20 protein-coding genes and 1 tRNA gene are annotated in these 22,758 nt (G+C 35.3%); 12 read left to right on the top strand and 9 right to left on the bottom strand.

Translation table 11 applies throughout. The features are described 5' to 3' along the window. Positions 1-3: 3 nt before the first annotated feature. From ACJJVW_RS07140 to ACJJVW_RS07125, 4 genes are all read right to left on the bottom strand, one after another. Positions 4-525: a GNAT family N-acetyltransferase gene (locus ACJJVW_RS07140; protein ID WP_405251180.1), complete on the bottom strand. Its 522-nt coding sequence runs from the start codon at positions 523-525 to the stop codon at positions 4-6. A gap of 81 nt (positions 526-606) precedes the next feature. Beyond that, on the bottom strand, positions 607-1,062 hold the full coding sequence (locus ACJJVW_RS07135) for a GNAT family N-acetyltransferase (protein WP_405251179.1): 456 nt from the start codon (positions 1,060-1,062) through the stop codon (positions 607-609). Between the two features lie 29 nt (positions 1,063-1,091). Then, positions 1,092-1,523 carry a ribose 5-phosphate isomerase B gene (gene rpiB, locus ACJJVW_RS07130; protein WP_298323356.1) on the bottom strand — a complete coding sequence of 144 codons (432 nt, stop codon included), beginning with the start codon at positions 1,521-1,523 and terminating at the stop codon, positions 1,092-1,094. Between the two features lie 907 nt (positions 1,524-2,430). Then, positions 2,431-2,598: a hypothetical protein gene (locus ACJJVW_RS07125; RefSeq protein ID WP_298323358.1), complete on the bottom strand. Its 168-nt coding sequence runs from the start codon at positions 2,596-2,598 to the stop codon at positions 2,431-2,433. A gap of 305 nt (positions 2,599-2,903) precedes the next feature. Between ACJJVW_RS07125 and rnr the strand changes: the two genes are divergently transcribed. The 4 genes from rnr (at position 2,904) to ACJJVW_RS07105 (ending at position 8,620) form a co-directional block, all read left to right on the top strand. Beyond that, the gene (gene rnr / locus ACJJVW_RS07120; RefSeq protein WP_405251178.1) at positions 2,904-5,108 is read left to right on the top strand and encodes a ribonuclease R; all 2,205 of its coding nucleotides are present in this window, start codon (positions 2,904-2,906) and stop codon (positions 5,106-5,108) included. Between the two features lie 167 nt (positions 5,109-5,275). Further along, on the top strand, positions 5,276-6,799 hold the full coding sequence (locus tag ACJJVW_RS07115; RefSeq protein ID WP_298323363.1) for a carbon-nitrogen hydrolase family protein: 1,524 nt from the start codon (positions 5,276-5,278) through the stop codon (positions 6,797-6,799). Between the two features lie 295 nt (positions 6,800-7,094). Next, entirely contained in the window at positions 7,095-7,766 is a 672-nt protein-coding gene (locus tag ACJJVW_RS07110) for a head GIN domain-containing protein (RefSeq protein ID WP_041295636.1), read from the top strand. Positions 7,767-7,918: 152 nt separating this feature from the next. Continuing rightward, positions 7,919-8,620 (top strand): LysE family translocator, encoded by a 702-nt coding sequence (locus ACJJVW_RS07105; RefSeq protein ID WP_298323368.1) that lies wholly within the window; start codon positions 7,919-7,921, stop codon positions 8,618-8,620. Positions 8,621-8,677: 57 nt separating this feature from the next. Here the strand turns inward: ACJJVW_RS07105 and ACJJVW_RS07100 are convergent. From ACJJVW_RS07100 to ACJJVW_RS07090, 3 genes are all read right to left on the bottom strand, one after another. Then, positions 8,678-8,748 (bottom strand) — tRNA-Cys (locus ACJJVW_RS07100). A 127-nt stretch (positions 8,749-8,875) separates the two neighbouring features. After that, positions 8,876-9,232, bottom strand: coding sequence for a dihydroneopterin aldolase (gene folB / locus ACJJVW_RS07095; protein ID WP_108877472.1), 357 nt, complete (start codon positions 9,230-9,232; stop codon positions 8,876-8,878). Between the two features lie 82 nt (positions 9,233-9,314). Next, positions 9,315-9,524 carry a zinc ribbon domain-containing protein gene (locus ACJJVW_RS07090; protein WP_013750656.1) on the bottom strand — a complete coding sequence of 70 codons (210 nt, stop codon included), beginning with the start codon at positions 9,522-9,524 and terminating at the stop codon, positions 9,315-9,317. Between the two features lie 254 nt (positions 9,525-9,778). Here ACJJVW_RS07090 and ACJJVW_RS07085 point away from each other — a divergent pair, with 254 nt between their 5' ends. From ACJJVW_RS07085 to ACJJVW_RS07065, 5 genes are all read left to right on the top strand, one after another. Further along, entirely contained in the window at positions 9,779-11,815 is a 2,037-nt protein-coding gene (locus ACJJVW_RS07085; protein ID WP_405251177.1) for a glutamine--tRNA ligase/YqeY domain fusion protein, read from the top strand. Between the two features lie 154 nt (positions 11,816-11,969). Continuing rightward, positions 11,970-13,844 (top strand): PQQ-binding-like beta-propeller repeat protein, encoded by a 1,875-nt coding sequence (locus ACJJVW_RS07080; RefSeq protein ID WP_298323376.1) that lies wholly within the window; start codon positions 11,970-11,972, stop codon positions 13,842-13,844. 247 nt (positions 13,845-14,091) lie between these two features. Further along, the gene (locus tag ACJJVW_RS07075; RefSeq protein ID WP_298323380.1) at positions 14,092-14,466 is read left to right on the top strand and encodes a YtxH domain-containing protein; all 375 of its coding nucleotides are present in this window, start codon (positions 14,092-14,094) and stop codon (positions 14,464-14,466) included. 21 nt (positions 14,467-14,487) lie between these two features. Further along, entirely contained in the window at positions 14,488-14,907 is a 420-nt protein-coding gene (locus tag ACJJVW_RS07070; RefSeq protein WP_405251176.1) for a hypothetical protein, read from the top strand. After that, complete coding sequence (locus ACJJVW_RS07065) at positions 14,894-15,154, top strand: DUF6327 family protein (RefSeq protein WP_298323384.1); 261 nt, start codon at positions 14,894-14,896, stop codon at positions 15,152-15,154. The genes ACJJVW_RS07070 and ACJJVW_RS07065 overlap by 14 nt, the downstream gene beginning before the upstream one ends. A gap of 76 nt (positions 15,155-15,230) precedes the next feature. Here ACJJVW_RS07065 and ACJJVW_RS07060 read toward each other — a convergent pair whose 3' ends face one another. After that, complete coding sequence (locus ACJJVW_RS07060) at positions 15,231-16,190, bottom strand: SPFH domain-containing protein (RefSeq protein ID WP_339846129.1); 960 nt, start codon at positions 16,188-16,190, stop codon at positions 15,231-15,233. 162 nt (positions 16,191-16,352) lie between these two features. On the opposite strand from ACJJVW_RS07060, the gene ACJJVW_RS07055 reads away from it, so the two are divergent. Beyond that, positions 16,353-17,024 (top strand): hypothetical protein, encoded by a 672-nt coding sequence (locus ACJJVW_RS07055; RefSeq protein ID WP_405251175.1) that lies wholly within the window; start codon positions 16,353-16,355, stop codon positions 17,022-17,024. A 70-nt stretch (positions 17,025-17,094) separates the two neighbouring features. Here ACJJVW_RS07055 and gltX read toward each other — a convergent pair whose 3' ends face one another. Continuing rightward, positions 17,095-18,612 carry a glutamate--tRNA ligase gene (gene gltX / locus ACJJVW_RS07050; protein ID WP_405251174.1) on the bottom strand — a complete coding sequence of 506 codons (1,518 nt, stop codon included), beginning with the start codon at positions 18,610-18,612 and terminating at the stop codon, positions 17,095-17,097. 166 nt (positions 18,613-18,778) lie between these two features. On the opposite strand from gltX, the gene ACJJVW_RS07045 reads away from it, so the two are divergent. Then, positions 18,779-22,300: a hypothetical protein gene (locus ACJJVW_RS07045; protein ID WP_405251173.1), complete on the top strand. Its 3,522-nt coding sequence runs from the start codon at positions 18,779-18,781 to the stop codon at positions 22,298-22,300. Beyond that, positions 22,293-22,700, top strand: a complete 408-nt coding sequence (ybeY, locus tag ACJJVW_RS07040; RefSeq protein WP_405251171.1) for an rRNA maturation RNase YbeY — start codon at positions 22,293-22,295, stop codon at positions 22,698-22,700. Before ACJJVW_RS07045 ends, ybeY begins: the two co-directional genes overlap by 8 nt. Positions 22,701-22,758: the final 58 nt, after the last annotated feature.

The raw sequence follows: 22,758 nt of genomic DNA, 5'->3' as shown, positions 1-22,758 counted from the left end.
TTGTTACAGTCCTTCATTTTCAAGCTCATAATACATCAGTTCCTCGTTTTCTAGCTGTATGTTTTTTGTAAAGCTAAGTCCTATTTTTTCTAGTAATTTTCGGGAGGCGATATTACTTTCCATGGTGATGGCTCCTAAATTTGGTATCTTAAATGTATTAAAGGCGGCGTTTTTTAAGCAAGTTGCAGCCTCATATGCATAGCCATTTCCTTCAAATTTTCCTAAAAAAGAAAAACCTATATCTACGCCATCTAGACCTTCTCTGTCATAGAGACCACAGCAGCCTAATTTTTCGTTATCAGCCTTTCTAATCACCGTATAATTGCCATAACTAAGACGTTCGTACTGTGGAAGCACTTTTGTTTTGATATACGTTTGAGCCTCTATAAGATTGTGTACATTTCTATCGCCTATAAACTCAAGCCATTTAGGCATATTGAGTAATTCAAGAAATAAAGGAGCGTCATCTACTGTAGTAGGTATGAGTAATAATCGCTCTGTTTCAAAAGATTTGAGAGTCATCATTATAGCTTTTTATTAAACGTCTTACGCTTTCGCGAAAGCGTAACTCAACCATCTAATTATCTCAATAATTATACGTTGTTTTTATGTTCTGATCATCACAATGTGAGGAATCCCATCTTCTAGATATTCTGGTCCTTGTTCTTTAAAACCTAGGTTGTTGTAAAAGCTTTTTAAGTACTTCTGTGCAGATATTTTTATAATGCGCTCATCGTAGTATTTATGCACGGCTTCTATAGATGCGTTCATAAGATCATAACCGTACTTGAACTTACGTTGGTTTTCTTTTACAAGAACGCGACCTATACTGGCTTGATCAAAGTATGCGCCAGGTTTGAAAATACGTGTGTAAGCAATGAGTTGGTCATCTTTATAACCTAGAACGTGTACCGCTTTGTCATCCTTACCATCTATATCTTGGTACACACAATCTTGTTCTACTACAAAAACCTCAGATCTGAGCTGTAGTATGGCGTATAATTCGTCTCTACTTATAAACTCGTACTTCTTTATAATAAAATGAATGGCAGCTTCTTCCATATGTATATCGCGCAGCGAATTTTTTTAAGTTATTTACAAGCTATCTTATCTACGCGTCTTTGGTGGCGTCCGCCTTCAAAATCTGTTGCGAGAAAAGCTTTAACCATGTCTAGTGCTTGATTTTCTGAAGTATATCTAGCAGGAATTGCTATTACATTTGCGTTGTTATGCTCACGTGCAAGCACTGCAATTTCTTTAATCCAACATAATGCTGCTCTTACACCTTGATGTTTATTAACAGTCATGGCAATACCGTTACCACTACCGCAAATAACAATCCCAAAATCTGCCTCACCCTTTTCTACATCGCTAGCGACAGGGTGTCCAAAGTCTGGATAATCAACACTTCCATCATCGTTTGTGCCGTAGTTATTAACGGTATGTCCAGCTTCTTTTAAAAAATTTACAATAAGATTCTTATAACTGGTTCCTGCGTGGTCGTTACCTATAGAGATTTTCATAGTACGTTTGTTTTACACATCAAAGTTAAGGAATAGCATTCTCGTTTTATAAATAAGTGGTAACGTGATATCCTTCTTATATGAACAATAAGGTGAGTGATAGCTCTTAACTACATTATGGTATAAAGCACGACAATTGTTAATAACGTTAAGTGACTAATATGTAGTTATTTAACTCAATATTTACATAGTGAATTATCATAATTAGGGACTAAATATTCCAATTCTAGACTATTGTTAATAACCCTTGAATACCTGTTGATAGCGTTTGTCAATAACTTTTGACGGTAAATGATAACTCTACTTGCAGATTAAGATTAAAAAAACAATACTAGACTTAGTGTACACGAACCAAATTTTTCTTTGCTTAATAGTGATCAATTTTATGAGCACAAAAAGAGCCGATTTTTAATAAGTTGATAACTCGACTTATGAGCAATTTGTAATAATCTATGGTTATCAACATTTGTTAACAGTGATTCATAAACCTCATGTTTTCAGTAGAAAAACAATATCATAACTGTATGATAAGGTGTGAACAACTATCAAAAAGTGATATTTACAATATTCCTTCTTAAAAGTTATACCGCTATTCACAGTATATAATAAGCATCATTATTTTTTAAAATTTTAAAAGAAAACAAATGATATATATATATATGTGAATAACATCTAAAATTTAAAAAATTGAATTCTGTAAAATGAAAGCTCTCTTTAGTCAATTGAATGAAAAAATGGGAGTGACTACTTTTGATTATCCTGAAGTGATTTATTTTTAAAAGCGTAGTACTTGACTTTCTGTATACTTGAAAAGAAAAATACTAGAAAGATGAAGGCATGAGTATATTCTTCTATCTTTTGTAATGAAGAAGAAGGAATCGTTTTAAAAGAAAAGCTTAAATGAAATTTATGAGTGGTAAGAAACTCCTTTCGTTGTAGCAGGTGCTGTAGTATGACGGCTATTTGTTTCCTCTTCAAAAGCTGCATTGATATATACCACAGCAACGATTACCCCTACTAAGAATATAGCAAGGAGCAGAATCGTGTTTTTATGTATTAATTTGGAGGTATTCATAGTTGTCATCTACTTAAAGACGTAATAAAAATCAAAACGTTACAGCAAAATTAAGATTTTATTAAGATTATACTAATATTTTGTTAAAATTAGAGTGTTAAACTTTAGTATAGATCTTGTTAGGGTTGTGAGACTGTGTAAAAACGGTATAAGAGTTGCATTAGATATTATATCTTTAAAGTACGCTTTCGCGAAAGCGTATAAAAACAAATTAAAGTATACAAAACGTTACTAAACCTTAAATTTTTAACATAAAAGCTATAGTTGAGCTTTTTAGGACTAATTTTGTGACAGAAATAAAATAGATGAATAGCAAGAAGAGAAGGAGAGGACCAGGAAAAATATCAAACCTCTCAGAAAGAATCGTTAGAATATTAAAAGACGATCACCAAAAAACCTACAATTACAAACAAATAGCGGCCAAACTTGATGTAGACGATCCATCCAGCCGCAACCAAATTATCAAACACTTACAGCAACTTAAGGCCAAAGAGCAGATTATAGAGGAAGAACGCGGGCAGTTTAAGATTGCTTCAAATAAAAATTACCACACTGGAATTCTAGATGTATCTGGAAAAGGTGGAGGTTATGTGATGGTAGATGATCTCGAACAAGACATTTATGTACCGCCGCATCACTTAAATAAAGCTTTAAATGGTGACGAAGTAGAGGTATATATTTACCGCCAGCGCCGTAGCAAGAAGCATGAAGGAGAGATTACAAAAATAATTAAGCGCAAAACTGAAGAGTTTGTAGGCGTAGTAAAACTTCAAAAGAAGTTTGCTTTTGTACTTACTTCTGAGTCAAACAAGATGTACACCGATGTTTTTGTACCGCTTAAAAAGCTGGGCAAGGCAGAAGATGGTGATAAGGTGGTGGTAACTATAGAAGACTGGCCAGATAAGGCAGATTCTCCCTTTGGAAGAATTACAAAGGTCTTAGGAAAACCAGGAGAACACAATACAGAAATACATTCTATCCTTGCTCAATATGGACTTCCATATGAGTTTCCAGAAGAGGTAGAAGAGTTTGCAAACAAGATAGATACATCTATAAAAGCAGACGAAATTGCAAAACGTCGCGACATGCGTGATGTTCTCACATATACCATAGATCCTAAGGATGCAAAAGATTTTGATGATGCATTAAGTTTTCAAAAACTTGAGAATGGTAATTATGAGATAGGAATTCACATTGCAGATGTAAGTCATTATCTCGTACCGGGAACGATACTAGATGATGAAGCTTATGAGCGTGCAACATCAGTATATCTAGTAGATAGGGTAGTACCTATGTTACCAGAAATATTGAGTAATGGCGCTTGCTCATTAAGACCTCATGAAGAGAAGTATACATTCTCTGCAGTGTTTGAAATGAAAGCAGACTCTGGAAAAATAGTAGATTCTTGGTATGGACGTACTGTAACTTATAGTGATGCCCGCTTTGCATATGAAGAAGCGCAAGCAATTATAGAAAGCAGATCAAACCTCATCCCAGCCGAAGTTTCTCTTACCGGAGAAGCTTATAAAGTATCTGATGAGCTTGTAGAAGCAACATTAGAAATGGACAGAATTGCAAAAATCATGCGCCGCCAGCGCATGAAGGATGGAGCTATTTCTTTTGATAAAGTAGAAGTAAAATTCAAGCTTGATGATGACATGAATCCAGAGGGCGTTTATTTTAAAACCTCTAAGGATGCAAATAAACTTATTGAAGAGTTTATGTTGCTAGCAAACAGAAAAGTATCTGAGTTTATAGGAAAGCAATCTCCTAAAAAGACATTTGTATACAGAATACACGACGAGCCTAATGATGAAAAACTAGCATCTCTTGAAAAAGTGATAGGGAAGTTTGGTTATAAATTAGACTTAAAAGATCGTAAGACTACGACCTCTTCTTTAAACCAACTTCTTACAGATGTACAAGGGAAGAAGGAGCAAAACATGGTAGATACACTTGCTATACGCACCATGAGTAAGGCAGTATACTCTACAGATAACATAGGTCACTACGGTCTAGCATTTGATTATTACAGTCACTTTACATCGCCTATACGTCGTTATCCAGATGTAATGGTGCATAGATTATTGCAGCATTATCTTGATGGTGGTAAATCTGCTAGTGAAGAAGAGTATGAGCAAAAATGTAAGCATTCTTCACAAATGGAGCAGCTAGCTACAAGTTCAGAACGAGACAGCATCAAGTATATGCAAGTTAAGTTCATGCAAGATCATAAGGATGAAGAGTTTGTAGGTGTTATTTCTGGAGTAACAGAATGGGGAATTTATGTAGAGATAATCTCAAACAAGTGTGAAGGAATGGTTCGCTTAAGAGATATTAAGGGTGATCACTATGAATTTGATCAAGATAGCTACTCTGTAATAGGGCAGAAATCTGGCAACCAAATTACTCTAGGAGATGAAGTAATTGTCAAAGTAAAAGAAGCAGATCTAGTGAAGAAGCATCTTGATTTTACACTTGTGGGTGTAAAGGAAGGGTTGCATCAGTAGGTTACTTATCACTTATATTAAAGTTTAAACCATCACACTATCATAAGTGTGATGGTTTTTTTTATGCTATTAATTATTCTTAGAAGTTTAGCAAATTATTAAGAAAAAGCGCACTAATTTTGTGATCTTAAAGAAGAATTAAAAATCGATCTTCTTAACCATACTACATGTCAACATCCATAGAAAATATCGAGCTTAAATATCTTACGCTCAACGATTACGAAGAACTTAAAAGTGCAATGATACAGGCGTATTCTAATATGCCAGACATGTACTGGAATGAGAAGCAAATCACTGCACTTATTAATAAGTTTCCAGAAGGTCAAGTAGTAATTAAAATTGATGGAAAACTTGCAGGTTGCGCGCTTTCCATAAAACTTAATGAGTCTACTTTTGACAGTGTTCATACCTACGAAGAAATCACAGGTAATTATACGTTCAACACGCATAAGCCAGATGGAGATATTCTATACGGTATAGACGTGTTTATTAAAACAGAATATAGAGGTTTACGTCTAGGAAGAAGATTATACGACTACCGTAAAGAACTTTGTGAGGAGCAAAACTTAAAAGGAATTCTCTTTGGAGGACGTATTCCTAACTACCACAAACACGCAGATTCTGTAACTCCTAAGGAATATATTGAGAAGGTAAAACGTAAAGAAATCCATGATCCAGTATTAAACTTCCAGATCAATAACGATTTTCACCCTGCTAAGATTTTAAAAGGATACCTACCTGGTGATGAAGACTCAGGTGAGTTTGCCGTACTTCTAGAGTGGAATAACATCTACTACGAGAAAAAATCTGTTGTTGCAGCTACACAAAAAAAGGTAGTAAGACTTGGCTTAATACAATGGCAAATGCGTTTGTATAAAGATCTTGAAGAGCTCATGCAGCAAGCAGAGTACTTTGTAGATGCAGTATCTGGTTACCGATCAGATTTTGCACTCTTTCCAGAGTTCTTTAACGCTCCGCTTATGGCAGAAAATAATCACCTACCAGTTTCAGAAGCAATACGTGAGCTCGCAAAACATACTGAGGAGATTAAAAATCGTTTTTCACAGTTAGCAATATCTTATAACATCAATATCATTACAGGTAGTATGCCAGAAGTGGTAGATGATTTACTATACAACGTAGGCTATTTATGCCGTAGAGATGGAAGTACAGAACGTTATGAAAAACTTCACGTAACTCCAGATGAGGCAAAAGTATGGGGAATGCAAGGAGGTAATAAATTACACTCTTTTGATACAGACTGTGGTAAAATAGGAATTCTTATTTGCTATGATTCTGAGTTTCCAGAACTAAGTAGGATTCTTGCAGACGACGGTATGGATATTCTTTTTGTTCCTTTCCTTACAGACACTCAAAACGGATATTCTCGAGTACGTAACTGCGCACAAGCAAGAGCTATTGAAAATGAATGTTACGTTGCCATTGCAGGTAGTGTAGGTAACTTACCTAAGGTGCATAACATGGATATCCAGTATGCACAGTCTATGGTGTTTACTCCTTGTGACTTTTCATTTCCAGCAAACGGTATTAAGGCAGAGGCTACACCTAACACAGAGATGATTCTTATTGCAGATTGTGATATAGACTTATTACGTAACCTCAACCAGTTTGGAGCTGTTAAGAACCTAAGAGATCGTCGTAAAGATTTATTTGAGTTAAGAAGAAGATAGATTTTTAAATACGCTTTCGCGAAAGCGTAACACATTTCACAAAGAGCTGTTTCATAAAATATTTGATATTAAAACAAAGAACTGCCATACTTGCAATGAAGAAATAACTGTAGCTTTTAGAGCGCGGTTAAATCACGCCAAGGAATGGGTTTTTATATGTGAAACATGTTGCAATAAACATCGTTATAAAGAAGGTTACACCTATGGTGGAACATGGAAAGGGAAGAGGCATTAAGCTGTAAACTGTAACAATCTAGTAATAGCTGTGTCTCTATATCAAACAAAAACAATGAATATGAAATTTATATATACGATAGTAGCGCTAGTAATTACAGCAACAGCATTTGCTCAAAATCCAGTTACAAAAGACGTAGGTGATTTTACAGAAGTAAAAGTGTACGATCGCATTGTAGTAAATCTTGTAAAGTCTACCGAGAATAAAGTAATTATTACGGGTGAAGATGTGAGCCAAGTACAAGTAGTAAACAAGGATGGAACGTTAAAAATCAAAATGGATCTTGATCTTATTTTTGATGGAAACAAAACCTTTGTACATGTGCATTACAATAACTTGCAAGTAATAGATGGAAATGAAGGAGCTGTAATTACCTCAAATGAACTCATAGAACAAGACAAGATTGAGATTAAAATGCAAGAAGGTGCTCGTGTAAAAGTAGGCTTACTTGTAAAAGAAGCGCATTTAAGAGCCGTTACAGGAGGTATTATAGAAGCAAGTGGTCAAGCAACCCTACAAAAGGTTAAAGTGAACACAGGAGGCATCTATGAGGGTAGAGATCTAGAAACAGAAACTGCCGAGATATTTGTACAAGCAGGAGGAGAAGTAGAGGCTTATGCAAGTAAACTAGCAGATTTAACAATAAGAGCAGGTGGAGATATAGTAATTTATGGTAACCCAGCAGAGGTGAAGCGTCGTCGTACTTTTGGAGGGCGTATCAAAATAATGTAAGCTATTACGATCATAGTGCAATCTTCTATAACAGGTTTGAAAGCACTTTAAATTATTAATCAATAGATATATACAAAGGATGTTTACATACGTAGGCATCCTTTTCTTTTTACTGTATGCTTTTGTCTAACTTTGTGTAAAGCACTTTCTATATGTTTCAAGATTTACACACGGCCATACCTCTAGGATTTTTCTTAGCGTTCTTGATAGGCCCTGTGTTTTTTGTGTTACTAGAAACGGCTGCTACCAAAGGTTTTAGAGCTGCACTTACCTTTGATATAGGTGTTATTATTGCAGATATCGTGTTTATAGTAGTTGCATATTTAAGTAGTTATCAACTACTAGAAAATTTAAGTAACCAGCCGGGGCTTTATGTTTTTGGAGGAGCGATATTAATTGTATACGGACTTACCATTTATCTTAAAAAACCTACCCGAGATGCACTTGATCCCAACAGAGCCAAAGTGAAGAAAGGTGGTTATTTACAGCTATTTATAAAAGGATTTTTACTCAACTTTATCAATATAGGAGTACTTGTTTTCTGGTTAGGAATCTTAATAATTGTAGGTCCTACGGTAGAGAATGATGGTGACCGTTTACTAGGTTTCTTTATAGGGATGATAGGTGCTTATCTCGTTACAGACTTAGGTAAAATAATACTTGCAAAGCAACTTAAGCGTTACCTCACACCACGCAGAATTTTTAAGGTGAAAAAGGTTTTAGGTCTTATTCTTATTTTCTGTGGTCTTGTACTGGTAACAAAAGGTTTTGTTCCTTCAGACGAGTTTAATATCCAGCAAGAGATGGAACGTTTTCAAGAGATTCCAGAAATCAAGCCTGACACCATCCATTAATTAAGTCTTTACAATAAAGAACAAAAAAAAAGGAACTCCGTTAGAAGTTCCTTTTTGAGGTGTCGAGCGGATTCGAACCGCTGTAGATGGTGTTGCAGACCATTGCCTAGCCACTCGGCCACGACACCTTATGTGGGTGCAAATATAGGAATAGTACTGACAAATATCGAAATGAGATATTCTTTTTTTTCTTTATAAATAATACAAATTCTTTTTACGAATTTTTAACTCGTTTTACCTCTGAGAATAAAGGTATTAGCGTACTCGAGTACGCTCGACAGTAACCATCTCTACATCTCCACCTATAGGAGGATTTACTTTTGATACTGCAACCGTAGCTAGCTGTATAAGAGCTTCTTCCTTAAAAAATCGGACTAAAATACGCTCGCACACTACTTCTAGTAATGCAGAAGGAATTGCCATTTCTTCTTTTACAATGCGGTTAAGTAATACATAGTCTACCGTGTCTGCAAGTTTATCTGTTTGTGCACTTTTTGATAAATCTGCTTCAATCTCTACATCTACTCTGTAGTCTGATCCTATGGCAGTTTCCTCAGAAAGACAGCCGTGGTAGGCGTAGGCACGTATGTTTGTTACTCTTATTTTTCCCATGATATGGTATTGTTTATAAGTGTCCAAAGTTACAACTCAAAACATGATTTTGCATTTTTAAAACACGAGGTTTAATCTTGTCTTATCCTCCAAACAAATCAAAAATATTACTAAGTGCTCCAGTCTTGGCCTTGTAAAACTCCGTGTATGAGCAATTTTTACATGTTACTGTGCTGTACTTTTCTGTTTGCATATTGAGCAATTTTGTTAGAAAACTACCAGTAGCACGCATTTCGCCTATTTTGTAAGTATGGTTTTGGCATTTTACGCAAGTATAATTAAGTGGTTTCATAGTGTATTGTTGTTATAATAGATGAGTGTCTATTTTTTTAAAATGTTACACAATGACCGTTTTTACCTTATAAGCCAGTTATAAACAACAACTTTTGATACTATGCTTGGTAAGAGAGTTACCTAGCACAATGGTTTGTATGAATGCTTCTGTATAATGATTTCAAGTTTTCGCGTAAGCAATAAAAACATCAGTGAAAACACTTATTAAATCCAACTACAAATTGATTAATTTTACCCGTACAATCATACATCATGACAGAGGATAATAAATCATTGAATTTTCTAGAACAAATTGTTGAAGAAGACCTTAAAGGGAGCTATTCTAAAGAGGATTTGCGTTTTCGCTTTCCACCAGAACCTAATGGGTATTTACATATAGGTCACTGTAAGGCAATCTGTATAAGTTTTGGGCTAGGGGAGAAGTACGGGGCACCGGTAAACTTACGTTTTGACGATACTAACCCAGCAAAAGAAGAGCAAGAATATGTAGATGCTATCAAGGAAGATGTTTCTTGGTTAGGGTATCAATGGGATAAGGAGTGTTTTTCAAGTGATTATTTCCAGCAGTTATATGATTGGACTGTCCAGCTTATTAAGGATGGAAAAGCTTATGTAGATTCTCAATCTAGTGAGGCAATGGCAGAGCAGAAGGGAACACCTACACAACCTGGTGTACCTGGACCTTACCGTGATCGTACGGTAGAAGAAAACTTAGACCTTTTTGCTAGAATGAAAGCGGGTGAGTTTAAGGAAGGAGAGCATATTTTACGTGCAAAAATTGATATGGCGCATGTAAACATGTTAATGCGTGATCCTATTATTTATCGTGTGTTGCACAAAGATCACCACCGTACAGGTAGTGACTGGTGTATCTACCCTATGTATGACTGGACACATGGAGAGAGCGATTATATAGAACAGGTAAGTCATAGTTTATGTTCGCTTGAGTTTAAGCCTCACAGAGAACTTTATGATTGGTTCTTAGACCAAGTATACTCTGGTGAGGATTTACGCCCTAAGCAGCGCGAGTTTGCACGTCTTAACCTCAACTATACAATTATGAGTAAACGCAAGTTGCTCACATTAGTTGAAAAAGGTGTGGTATCTGGATGGGATGACCCACGTATGCCTACTATTTCTGGGCTGAGACGTCGTGGTTATACAGCTGCAGCAATACGTAATTTTATAGATGCAGTAGGAGTTGCAAAGCGTGAGAATGTGATTGATGTTGCATTGTTAGAATTCCACATTCGTCAGGATTTAAATAACATTGCTCCTAGAGTAATGGCAGTATTAGATCCAGTAAAACTGGTAATAACTAACTATCCAGAAGGGCAAGAGGAGTGGCTAGATGCAGAGAATAATCCAGAAGATGAGGCTGCTGGAGAACGTAAAGTTCCTTTTAGTAGAGAGTTGTACATAGAACGTGAGGATTTTAAAGAAAATGCTGGAAACAAGTATTTCCGCCTTACTACGGATAAAGAAGTACGTTTAAAGAACTCATACATCATTAAAGGTGGTGAGGTTATCAAAGATGAGAACGGAGTTATCACAGAGATACACTGTACCTATGATCCAGAAAGTAGATCTGGAAGCGGTACAGAAGCTTCTAAGCGCAATGTAAAAGGAACACTACATTGGGTTTCTATTGCTCATGCGATTAAAGCGGAGGTACGTTTATTTGATAGACTATTTAGTGATGAAAATCCAGATGGTCATGAGGATAAAGACTTTATGAAATTTATAAATCCTAACAGTCTTACTACTATTACTGGATATCTTGAGCCAAGTCTTAAAGACGCTGAGGTAGGGGATATATTCCAATTCCAGCGCAAGGGATATTTTAATGTAGATAAAGAATCTACAGCAGATCACCTTATTTTTAATAGAACGGTAGGTTTGCGTGATTCATGGGCAAAAGTGAAGCCTAAACAAGCACAAGGTAACACGCAAGGTCAAGCAAAACCACAGCAACAGCAAAAAGCTTCAGCTCTTAGTACGATTAATAAACTAGGTAAGAAACTTGCAAATCTACCAGAAGATAAACGTATTGCGGCTGTTGCAGATATACAAAAGTTAGCAGCGAGTTTAACAGAGGATGAGGTAAAAGGATTCTTTAATACATCGGCAAAAAAGGTGGGTACTCGGATTGCGGGTATTGAGAGTTTGTACGCTTTCGCGAAAGCGCAAAACAAAACCATTAATGACATTGAAGGAGCCGAAGAATTTGTTGAAAAGGCAAAAGAAGATAGCAACGAAATATTACAAGATGCAGCGTCTAGATTTTAATTTTAATACATAAATGAAAAGCAAATGCCGATTAAATTAGTTTTTAATCGGCATAGTGTTTTTTAGTATTGATTGGTCACAGTATATTCGTACGTAGAAGATTATACCTTTTTTTTAATTAATGGTGTGACAAAAACTAATCAATTAACTATTTATGAAAAAATTATTACTAGTCACTTTTGGTTTAATTATGAGTATTCACACTGTGAGTGCACAAGATAAACTATGGGAAAAGAATCTTAAGGAAGAGCTTTACAATGTAAGCTGGATTAAACAATCTAATGATGGTGTTATTATTGCTGCTGGTGATAAAGGACTTTTAGCTCTTAATAATGTTACTGGTGAAACCTTATGGCATAATAAAGAATTGAAGGCTGTTGATAAAAACACGTTTTTTGCCATAGAGGGTCTTCCTATTATTTACGTTGAGTATACGCCTATCTTAGGCAATATAAGAGGTCTATTACTCAACTCTAGTACTGGAGATATACTTTTTGATACTAAGGATGAAGGGTATAAAATTAGAAATTTTACTACGATACCAGAAAAGGAAGCCATTTTCTTTGAACTTCTTGATGGTCCTGAGCGTTACTTTATGTCTTTTAGCTTAAAAACTTGGAAGTCTCAATGGGTAACGGCACTGGGGAAATCTAAAAATTTATTAAAGAAATTTACAAGAATATCTATTATTGATAAAGGTCCCTTTTTCAATAAAGAAGGTAATATCATCATAAGTATTAAAGATGAAATATTTACAATAGACGCCGTTACTGGTGAGATGTTGTGGCAATATAAGGGTGATAAAAAAATAAACGCTTTAGTATATTCAGATGTTAATAATAGTCTTTACGTAGGTATTAGAAAATCAAAAAGACTTATTGTTCTTAATCCTTCTACTGGTGAAGATATAACACCAGGAAAATTAAAGCTTCGTGGTACATTAATAGATGTGCGTCAAGATAATGGGAATCTTATCCTTGTAGAAACAGAGGGCTTCAACATTATAGACCCAAAAACAAACGAATTTACTTGGAAAAAGAGTTTTAAAATTGAATTTCTCGATGAAGTGATTCCTAATGAGCAAGGTTATATCGCTATCGGTAAAGATGAAGATGATGGTACAATAGCTCTTGTAGATCGTGAAGGTGATAAGATCTGGAATAGCAAAGTAAAAGGGTATGCATATTATGTAACACCTACAAAAAAAGGGGTATTATATGTCTCAACAGAAAGATCAAATATTCTTGATTTTGAAGATGGTAAAGATGTTTGGAAAAGAGATGTAAAATTTAGAACCATACCAGCAGTAACTTATGATAATCAAGAAGATAAAGTGGTTCTTTTTGAAAATGGCAATGGTTATAAGTTTGATCTTACCACAGGAGATATTAATCTTTTTGCAGAAGATATTGATCTGGAAGCGGTAAAAAGAAAAACGCCCCTAGTTGCAGAGTATGTGCCAGGGGCAGGTTATTTATTACAAACAGACCAGCATATGTCTTTATTAGAACCATCTGGAAATTTGAAATATACAGATTACTATACACCACCATCTAGTCTAGGAGGATTTGTAGGGTTAGCGCAATTGGGATTAAATATTGCAGGAGTAGACTTAGATATACAAGGATCTATGGAGAACATAAGTATGCTTTCTTCGCTATCTAATGGCGCATATAGAACAAGAGGTGATCAATCTGATGTTACCTCAAATACTGATTCTGTTGTTGGATTATATATAGGTGATGAAAATTCTGTAGATGGTGATCTTAGTACTTATTACAAGGTTTTTGAAATAACAAAAACACGTTATTTTAACTCAAAATCTATTGATTCTCATAAATTTATAGTTGCAAAAATCAAAAAGGAAACAGGTTCTCAGCATTATATTTATATGATAAATAAGGCCACAGGTAAACGCGATAAACAAATTGAACTCTTAGACAAAACACCTAATTACTTTATAGATGAAGTAGATAATGTTGTTTTTGTAAATGAGAAGAATAGAGTTATATCTGCTTACCAATTCTAAGCTAAAGATTTTAATATTTTTAAGTTAATAGCCCTCTAAATTTTAATTTAGAGGGCTATTAGTTTATAATTAAAGTAAGATAATTTAACAGTATTTTAGATTAAAGCTTAAATTTATCTAGATAAGAGACTACTTTTAACAAAGATTGTGAGTTGGTTAAAGAGATATTAACCGGTTATTAACGGAGAAAAGAAACATATCAAAATATCTTTACACTCAACCAATTATTAATATAAAATAGAATCATATGAGTAAGTCAAGTAATACATTGTTAGCGTTAGTTTTAGGTGGTGCAATAGGTGCAGCAGCAGGAATTTTATATGCTCCAGAAAAAGGAACTAAAACAAGAAAAGATCTTTCTAAGAAAGCTAAGAAAGAGCAGGATAAATTAGTAAAGCAACTTAAAGAAACAAGAAGCTCGCTTACAGATAATGCTCAGAAAGCTAAGTTAACTTTTGAAGAAAAGTTAAATGACTCTATTTCAACAGCGAGTCATAAAGCAGATGATGTAATCTCAACTTTAGAAACAAAACTAGCTGAGTTACGTGTACAAAATGCAAAACTTCAAAAAGATGCAGTTGTAGATAAAAATGTAGCCAAAGTGGAGAAAGCATTATCATAAGCCAAAAGAAACCAATCAGATATGGCTTTTGAAAAGTTAACAAATAACTTAAAAGGACTAACAGACAACGGGCAGGAATATGCCAAAGTCACTGCAGAATACTACAAACTAAGCTTGTTCAAAAATGGAATGAGAGGATTAGTAAGTAGTGCAAACTTAGCTTTGAGAGCAACTTTTGGTCTTATAGCAATGATGTTCTTTTCTATAGGTCTTTCGATTGTGATAGGGGAGTCTCTAGATAGCTTGAGTGCAGGATTCTTTATTGTAGGAGGAATTTACTTAGTAATATTCTTTTTAGTATTTCTTTTTGCTGCAAAGCCTCTCGAAACTATGTTACTTAAGAAATATAGTAAACTCGCTTTTAGTGATGATTCACTTCCAGATGTTTCACCAGTTGCTCCTGTAGCAACTCAAAATATAAACACTGATGACCGAATATAGTAGTTTTGAACAAATAGAGCATGATCTTAAAATTCTCAAACTTAAACGACAAATAAGCGAGGAGGAGGTAAGGCTCAATATAAATGGAGCTAAAAATGGTATGAGCTCTGGATTTTCTCCAGTTTCATCATTAGGAACTCTTGTAGGATCTTTGATTCAAAAAGCAGTAGTTACAAAATTACTAGGTACCATTTTTGGATACAAGCGTGTCAAGGAAGTGAACAAGGACGGAGATTACAAAGTGTAAAGACTTATTTTATAAATAAATAAAAACCCCAAGAACAATTTGTTCTTGGGGTTTTTTATGAGATCAATGGTAATTATTAATCTTCTTGAGTGTCTCTTTTCTTCTTATTAACAATACCTTTTGCTTCATTATCTTTTTTCATTTGTTCTCCTATTTGATTAGAAGCTACAAATGAAGTTATCATATCATTAAGCATATTACTTCCAGCTTGTGGTGAGTTAGGCATTAAAATTAAGTTAGAGTTAGTTTGCTCTCCCATAGATTGTAATGTGTCGTAGTGTTGTGTCACAACAATAAGTGCAGATGCTTCTTGAGAATTAATCCCCACATTGTTTAGTACATCTACAGACTCTTCAAGACCACGAGCAATCTCACGTCTTTGATCTGCAATACCTTGTCCTTGTAAGCGCTTAGATTCTGCTTCTGCACGAGCTTTTGCTACAATCTTGATACGATCTGCTTCTGCTTCAAACTCTGCAGCCACTTTCTCGCGTTCTGCTGCATTAATTCTGTTCATAGCTGCCTTTACCTGCATATCTGGGTCTATGTCTGTTACAAGCGTTTTAATGATGTCAAAACCATAACTAGACATAGCCTCGTTAAGCTCACGTTTTACCGCAATCGCAATATCATCTTTACGCTCAAAAACGTCATCTAGTTTCATTTTTGGAACCTCTGCTCTTACAACGTCAAATACATAAGAAGTAATCTGATCATGAGGATTTTCAAGTTTATAAAATGCGTCATACACTTTATCTTTTACTACTTGAAACTGTACAGATATCTTAAGACGTACAAAAACGTCATCCTTAGTTTTAGTCTCAACAACAACATCAAGCTGCTGTATTTTTAAATTAATACGACCTGCAATTTTATCAAATACAGGAATTTTAAATTGAAGCCCCGAGTTACGCACTCCAATAAATCTTCCAAAACGCTCCACAACAGCGGCGGTTTGTTGCTTAACCATAAATATCCCCGAAAGGATTATAAGTATGGCTAGTACTATTAATACTGGTAAAAGAATCTGTCCCATATTGGATATTTTTAAAAATTATTGATGGTGATTATTGTAATCTTAAAGATAAGTAGCCATAATCGATAAAATGTAACACATAAACTAAAAGTTTCTTGATTGCCTTAAAGTTATTATACCTTAGAACCATTAATTAAGCATAACCTCTTTACAAAATCCCCTATGAAATATCTATCACTTCTCGCTTTATTACTTGTCACATCAACAACTATTAATGCTCAATCTTACAAGAGTAGTGGTAACTACAATCGTATAGGCCTTCAAGGTAAAGCTGCATTCATGGATATAGATACAAAGAATTTTGATGTACAAGGAGAGACAGGTTTTCTAGCAGGTTTTACTACTAGAGGAAATGTGTATAATAATTGGGGTATGGTTTACGGTATTGATTTTTTAAGTACTGCGGTTACAGTTCAAACAACTTCCTTAGATCAACTAACTAGTGAGAATACTCAATATAATATTATAGGTGCTCAACTTAATCTATTACTCAGTTATAATATAATAGCAAACCATCTAGCAGTAGACATTGGACCTGCACTACTTATCAACAGTAAAATGAAGCTAGATAATTCTAGTCAAAATACAAATATAGTAAGCGGTTATACTACTCTTACCGCAAGTGACATACAAGAAATATCTCGAGTAAATGGTTTTGGTGTCATAGGACTTACAGGAGGTTTTGAACACGTAAGACTCACGCTGCAGTACCAATATGGATTTACAAACATCCTGAATAATCTCAATAATCAAAACCTTGTAATTGATAATAATACGAGAGATTTTAAAGGCAATGCATCAATAATCGCCGCCGGAGTGGTCTTTTATTTATAAACTATCGGTAAAAAATTAAGGCTACAAATCAATGATTTGTAGCCTTAATTAATAATGTGATGTATAACAGTTATCCTAGTGTGGTAATTGCATAATCTATACGTCGTAATGTTTCTTCTTTACTAATGGTGGTAGCAATATCAAAAACATCAGGTCCTTGCATAGCGCCCACAAGTGATAATCTAAAAGGTTGCATTACTTTTCCAAAACCTAATTCCTTTGCTACAATCCACTCCTTAAGAGCTGTTTGTGCTTCAATAGTGGTAAAATTTGATACTCCAGATAAGATAATTTTTACCTCTTCCATGATGGCTGCAGTATCTTCTTTCCAAGCTTTCTTCGCTGCCTTTTCATCAAACTCCGTTGGAGCAGTAAAGAAGTAACTTCCTAGTGTCCATAAATCTTCTACAAAGATGGCGCGTTCTTTAATAAGATCAACTACGTGTGTAGTGTATTCCTCTGTAGTAGTAACATTCTTATCCTTTAAGAATGTCATAAATTGATCTGCTATAAGTGCTACAGGAGATTCTTGCATATACTGCTGCTGGAACCACTTAGTCTTTTCTGGATCAAATTTTGCTCCAGCTTTATTAACACGTTTTAAATCAAAAGCTGCTACAAGTTCTTCTAGACTAAAAATTTCTTGTTCTGTACCAGGATTCCATCCTAAGAAAGCAAGCATGTTTACCATGGCTTCTGCAAAGTAACCATCTTCTCTGTATCCAGATGAGATTTCGTTTGATTTTGGATCTTCCCATTGTAGCGGAAATACTGGAAATCCTAGTTTATCACCATCACGCTTACTTAATTTTCCTTTTCCTACAGGCTTAAGAATAAGTGGAAGGTGAGCAAATATTGGCGCATCCCATCCAAAGGCTCTATATAATAACACGTGTAACGCTAGAGATGGTAACCACTCTTCACCACGTATTACATGAGTAATTTCCATTAAATGGTCATCTACTATGTTTGCTAGGTGATAGGTTGGCATCCCGTCAGATTTAAATAACACCTTATCATCTAGAATGTTAGTATCAATCTCCATAGCACCACGTATTTCATCACGTAGTTGTAATATTTCATCTTGTGGAGACTTAAAGCGGATAACATAGTTTTCACCAGCGGCAATACGTTTCTCTGTTTCCTCTTGTGATAGAATGAGAGAGTTATCTAGTTTAAGGCGATTGTGCCAGTTATAGATAAAGGTTTTGCCGTTTGCTTCGTGATCTTTTCTGTGTGCATCAAGACTATCGGCAGTATCAAATGCATAGTAAGCATTATTTGAGTCTACTAACGCTTTCGCGAAAGCGTGATATTTATCCTTACGTTCACTTTGTCTATAAGGTCCAAAACCACCGTCTTTTGTAGGCCCCTCGTCATACGATATCCCGCACCAGTCTAGACTCTCACGTATATAATCTTCTGCACCAGGTACATAGCGATTTTGATCTGTATCTTCTATACGAAGGATAAAAGTACCTCCATGTTTTTTTGCAAATAAATAATTAAAAAGCGCCGTACGCACACCACCGATGTGCAATGGCCCAGTAGGTGAAGGTGCAAATCGCACCCGAACGTTTTGAGACATAGTCTTAGATTTTGTGCAAAGATACTTTTAAGCCTTTAAAAAGGCTTAACGATTACCGTTTAAAGTTTTTTATGAAGATCACAGTGATATCTTTGTAAATGTTGACATCCTCTTAAAACATAATAAAATAGTACTTTAGAGGTTGCTATAAAGAGAATTAGGATAGATGACGAACAGATTTGAAAAAATAGAGAAGAAGCTAGAGGGATTTATTAGAAAATATTACACTAATGAATTGCTGCGCGGTGCGATATTATTTTTTGCACTAGGCCTATTTTATTTCTTAATCACACTGCTCATTGAGTACTTTTTCTGGCTTAGTCCAGCGGGAAGAACGGTTCTTTTCTGGGCGTTTATAGTAGTAGAGGTTGCTTTACTCATCAAGTTTATAGCAATACCACTAGCCAGATTATTTAAATTGTCAAAAGGTATCAACTATAAGGATGCCGCTAGTTTGATAGGAAATTATTTTCCAGAAGTAAGCGACAAGCTTATAAACACCTTGCAATTACATAGTGAAGTAACAGACTCAGAGTTAATGCTCGCAAGCATAGAGCAGAAGAGTGAAGAGCTTGAGCCTATCCCTTTTAGACTAGCTATAGATTTTACAAAAAATAAGAAGTACCTCAAATATGCTGCAATACCTGTAGTTATATTTCTCATTGCAAACTATGCGGGGAAGGAAAAGGTTTTCTCAACAAGCTATGAGCGTGTTGTAAATTACAACGAGGCGTATGAGCCACCAGCTCCATTTAGTTTTTATGTAGTCAATGAGAATTTACAGGCGATAGAAAATAAAGATTTTGAGTTGCGCGTGCGCACACTGGGAGATATAATTCCTGAGGAGGCGTCTGTGAGATTTAATGATGAGGTATATTTTTTACAGCAAATTGCTCCGGGAGAGTATAGCTATATCTTTGAACAGCCTACAGAAAATATCACCTTTAATCTTAAGGGCAATAAAGTCGTATCCCAGCCTTATACTATCGAGGTACTCAAGGTTCCTGTACTTATGGATTTTGATATGGAACTCAACTATCCTGCACATACTCGCAAAGGAAAAGAGACTGTAAAAAATACGGGCAATGCAATTATTCCAGAAGGAACTACCGTTTCTTGGAATATAAGTACGAGGCAGACGGAAGGTGTAGATCTTGTGCTTAAGGATACTATTATTCCTTTCGCTTTAAGCGAAAATGTGACAACCTCAAAAGTTTTTAAAGCAGTAAAACGTATCTATAATAACACGAGTTATGAAGTAAGTACGAGTAATAGCCAACTGAAAAACTATGAAAATCTGGCTTATAACTTACAAGTCATAAAAGATCAGTATCCTCAAATATCCTTGGAAGCAAAAAAGGATACTGTAAACGAGCAGCAGAATTATTTCTACGGAAAAGTAAGCGACGATTACGGACTTAAAAAATTACAAATTGTTTATTATCCTGCAGAGAGTGATAATAAACAGTATGAGGAAATCAGTATTTCAAAGGGTAATGTAGATCAGTTTATATATGCATTCCCTAATAATCTTGATTTACAAGAAGGAGTAAATTATGAGTATTATTTTGAGGTTTTTGATAATGATGCCATCCATCGTTTTAAAAGTACGAAGAGCACGATATATAGTTTTGTAAAACTGACAGATGATGAGCTTAAAAACAAACAGCTTGAGCAACAACAAAAATCTATAGGTAATCTTGATAAGTCCTTACAGAAGATGAAGGATAGTGAGAAGGAATTACAAGAAATCTCACGAACTCAGAAGGAGAAAAAGCAACTGAGTTTTAACGATCAAAAGAAACTTGATAGCTTTCTTAAACGCCAGAAGCAGCAAGAGGAAATGATGAAAGATTTTTCTAAACAACTTAAGGAGAATCTAGATGAGTTTCAAAAAGAAGAAGAGCTTACAGATGAGGATAAAGAAAAACTGAAGGAACGTCTAGAGCGTCAAGAAAAGAAAGCAAAGGAAAATGAAAAGCTCTTAAAAGAATTACAAGAGCTTCGAGAGAAAATGCCAAAAGAAGAACTCTCTGAAAAGCTTGAGGAACTTGAAAAGCAAAATAAAAATAATAAGCGAAACCTAGAGCAAATGGTTGAGCTTACAAAGCGTTATTATGTTCAGAAAAAGACCGAGCAAATTGCTCGTGACTTAGAGGAACTCGCAAAAAAACAAGAAGACTTAAGTAAGAAGGAAGGAAAAGAAAATACTAAGGAAAAGCAAGATGAACTCAATGAAGAGTTCAAAAAACTTGAAGAAGCGCTAAAGGAACTTGAGAAAGAAAACCAAGAACTTAAAAAACCTATGGACCTTCCTGGTGACGAAAAGAAACAAGAAGAAATCAAAGAAGAGCAGGAGGGAGCTAGTGAAGAACTAGAAAAACAAGAAGGTCAAGAACAACAAGACGGAACACCTCAAGATAAATCTGGTGCTCAAGAAAAGCAAAAAAAGGCTGCAGAGAAGATGAAGCAAATGAGCAAGTCTATGCAGTCTCAAATGCAAATGGATGGGGAAGAAAGTCTTGAAGAAGATGCAGAGATGTTACGACAGATACTAGATAATCTTCTTGTTTTTAGTTTTGAGGAAGAAGCTTTAATGATGGAATTTCGTAAGATGGATGATAAGAATCCTAATTATGCACGTAAGTTAAGAAGGCAAAATGTACTCAAACAAAATTTCAAACATATAGATGATAGTTTATATGCCTTGTCATTACGTCAGCCAAAACTGGATGAGATTATCAATGAGACCTTAGTCGATATTGATTACAGCATGGATCAAGCACTTTCAAGACTTGCCGAAAATCAAATAATGCAAGGTGTAAGTAGCCAGCAATATGTTATAACTGGAACTAATAAACTAGCAGACTTCCTTAGTCAGACGCTGGATAATATGCAAAATGCAATGATGTCTGGTAGCGGTTCAGGCAAAGGAAAGGGTATGGGCATGGGTTCTGGCAGTGGTAATGGAGAACAACTTCCGGATATTATACAGAGTCAAGAAGAACTTAATAAGAAAATGGGTGAGGGTAAAAAACCCGGAGAAGGAAAAGAAGGTGAAGGTAAGGAAGGAGAATCTGGTGAAGGTTCTGAAGGTAAAGAAGGACAAGGAAAAGGAGGCGGTGATCAACCTGGATCTGAAGGCGAGGGAGGAAAAGAAGGCGAAGGTGAAGGTGGTCAAGGTGGAGGAAAAGGCTCGAGTAATAGTGATTTAAAAGGTGATGGAAATGGCGAGAATGGAGGTGGAGAAAATGGAGATGGACAAAGCGATGAGTATGAGCAGGGACTTCTTTATGAAATTTATAAAGAGCAGTCTAAGTTAAGACAACAACTAGAAGATGCTATTCAAAGGGAAGGTCTTGGGGATAATGCAGAGAAGCTGGTAAAGGATATGAAGGATGTTGAGCAGCAATTATTAGATAAAGGTTTTAATAATGAAACGTTACAACGTATGACTAATCTTAAGCACGAGCTACTTAAACTTAAAGAGGCAACGTTACAACAAGGTGAAGAGAATAAGCGTGAAGCAAATACCAACTTAAAGGAGTTTGCAAACCCTGTAAATAGTGCTCTCGAAAAAGCCAAAAAGTATTTTAATACAACAGAAATATTAAACAGAAATGCACTTCCGCTTAAGGAAGAATACAAGCGTAAAGTGCAAGATTACTTCCAGAAAAACAATGATTGAATTTAATAGTACAAATGATTTTGACTTATCAAATCCTGAAGAAATACTTCAGTGGTTAACATCTGTGATAGAAGCTGAGCAAAAACAAATGGGGGAGATCAATTACATTTTTTGTGATGATGCCTACTTGCATAAACTCAATGTTGAATATTTGAATCATGACACGCTTACAGATGTAATCAGTTTTGATTACACGAGTGGAGATGTAATTAGTGGGGATGTATATATTTCTGTAGAGCGTGTTGAGGATAATGCTGCAGATTTTAAAACCTCCTTTAAAGACGAATTAAGCCGTGTTATGGTTCACGGGCTACTGCACTATTGCGGTTATAAAGATAAGAGTGAGGATGAGGCTAAGGAGATGAGAGCAAAGGAAAACTTATATTTATCAGTTAGATAAGTAGTAATTTTCTTACAGATCTCTATTTCAAGGTTTAACATCTGTCCCAGTGGGAAGT

The organism is Dokdonia sp. Asnod3-C12, from assembly GCF_045063975.1.
Classification (GTDB): Bacteria; Bacteroidota; Bacteroidia; order Flavobacteriales; family Flavobacteriaceae; genus Dokdonia.
This window is presented reverse-complemented; position numbering and strand designations above follow the sequence as displayed.

Bases quoted from the DNA above. Each gene is read 5' to 3' on its own strand.
- ACJJVW_RS07140 (WP_405251180.1), bottom strand. From the start codon at position 525: ATGATGACTCTCAAATCTTTTGAAACAGAGCGATTATTACTCATACCT.
- ACJJVW_RS07135 (WP_405251179.1), bottom strand. From the start codon at position 1,062: ATGGAAGAAGCTGCCATTCATTTTATTATAAAGAAGTACGAGTTTATA.
- rpiB (WP_298323356.1), bottom strand. From the start codon at position 1,523: ATGAAAATCTCTATAGGTAACGACCACGCAGGAACCAGTTATAAGAAT.
- ACJJVW_RS07125 (WP_298323358.1), bottom strand. From the start codon at position 2,598: ATGAATACCTCCAAATTAATACATAAAAACACGATTCTGCTCCTTGCT.
- rnr (WP_405251178.1), top strand. From the start codon at position 2,904: ATGAATAGCAAGAAGAGAAGGAGAGGACCAGGAAAAATATCAAACCTC.
- ACJJVW_RS07115 (WP_298323363.1), top strand. From the start codon at position 5,276: ATGTCAACATCCATAGAAAATATCGAGCTTAAATATCTTACGCTCAAC.
- ACJJVW_RS07110 (WP_041295636.1), top strand. From the start codon at position 7,095: ATGAAATTTATATATACGATAGTAGCGCTAGTAATTACAGCAACAGCA.
- ACJJVW_RS07105 (WP_298323368.1), top strand. From the start codon at position 7,919: ATGTTTCAAGATTTACACACGGCCATACCTCTAGGATTTTTCTTAGCG.
- folB (WP_108877472.1), bottom strand. From the start codon at position 9,232: ATGGGAAAAATAAGAGTAACAAACATACGTGCCTACGCCTACCACGGC.
- ACJJVW_RS07090 (WP_013750656.1), bottom strand. From the start codon at position 9,524: ATGAAACCACTTAATTATACTTGCGTAAAATGCCAAAACCATACTTAC.
- ACJJVW_RS07085 (WP_405251177.1), top strand. From the start codon at position 9,779: ATGACAGAGGATAATAAATCATTGAATTTTCTAGAACAAATTGTTGAA.
- ACJJVW_RS07080 (WP_298323376.1), top strand. From the start codon at position 11,970: ATGAAAAAATTATTACTAGTCACTTTTGGTTTAATTATGAGTATTCAC.
- ACJJVW_RS07075 (WP_298323380.1), top strand. From the start codon at position 14,092: ATGAGTAAGTCAAGTAATACATTGTTAGCGTTAGTTTTAGGTGGTGCA.
- ACJJVW_RS07070 (WP_405251176.1), top strand. From the start codon at position 14,488: ATGGCTTTTGAAAAGTTAACAAATAACTTAAAAGGACTAACAGACAAC.
- ACJJVW_RS07065 (WP_298323384.1), top strand. From the start codon at position 14,894: ATGACCGAATATAGTAGTTTTGAACAAATAGAGCATGATCTTAAAATT.
- ACJJVW_RS07060 (WP_339846129.1), bottom strand. From the start codon at position 16,190: ATGGGACAGATTCTTTTACCAGTATTAATAGTACTAGCCATACTTATA.
- ACJJVW_RS07055 (WP_405251175.1), top strand. From the start codon at position 16,353: ATGAAATATCTATCACTTCTCGCTTTATTACTTGTCACATCAACAACT.
- gltX (WP_405251174.1), bottom strand. From the start codon at position 18,612: ATGTCTCAAAACGTTCGGGTGCGATTTGCACCTTCACCTACTGGGCCA.
- ACJJVW_RS07045 (WP_405251173.1), top strand. From the start codon at position 18,779: ATGACGAACAGATTTGAAAAAATAGAGAAGAAGCTAGAGGGATTTATT.
- ybeY (WP_405251171.1), top strand. From the start codon at position 22,293: ATGATTGAATTTAATAGTACAAATGATTTTGACTTATCAAATCCTGAA.